Annotated in this window: 1 protein-coding gene; it reads right to left on the minus strand. The window is 62.9% G+C overall.

Annotated features, from left to right (window positions below; all coding sequences use genetic code 11):
• The coding region (locus Q5L94_RS13310) for a hypothetical protein (RefSeq protein ID WP_317498848.1) at positions 1 to 512 on the minus strand (512 nt) is incomplete at both ends.

The following is a 512-nucleotide window of genomic DNA, read 5'->3' on the forward strand; positions in this document are numbered from 1 at the left end:
CCGCCGCTGGTCACGGACTGGGCATAGGCGCCGCTTGCCGCATCATCAAAGGTGATATCGGCAAAACCGGTGCCGGTTTCCACAAATTCCAGATTGGCCACACGTTCCCAAGCCTCAAAGGCCCAGCGGGCCAGTTGCTGCCCGGCGGCGGTCAGCCCGGTGATATTGACCGAGATCTGGTTGTCTGCGGATGTGTCAAAGCTGCGCCCGGAGCGAAACGTGCCCTGCCAGTAACCGTCGGTCAGGAAGTCGGCCATCTCGTCCAAGGTGGCGGGCTCGGGCGGCTGGGTTGTTGCCACACTCAGGGTATAGGTGCCGGTATGGGCCCCAAAGGCATCCGCAACCAGGTAATAGGTGCCGCTGGTGGTGGCGGTATAGGTCAGAAGGGATTCAAGGCTCCCCCCGGCGTCATCATTGGACGCGATCTCGCTGCCACTGCTGCTGTGGAGCCGCAGGAGAGGGTCCGACAGCGTGCCATTGCCACTGGGGGCGCCGGTGAGATCGATCTGGTA

It is taken from the genome of Idiomarina sp. Sol25 (genome assembly GCF_033052775.1).
GTDB lineage: Bacteria > Pseudomonadota > Gammaproteobacteria > Enterobacterales > Alteromonadaceae > Idiomarina.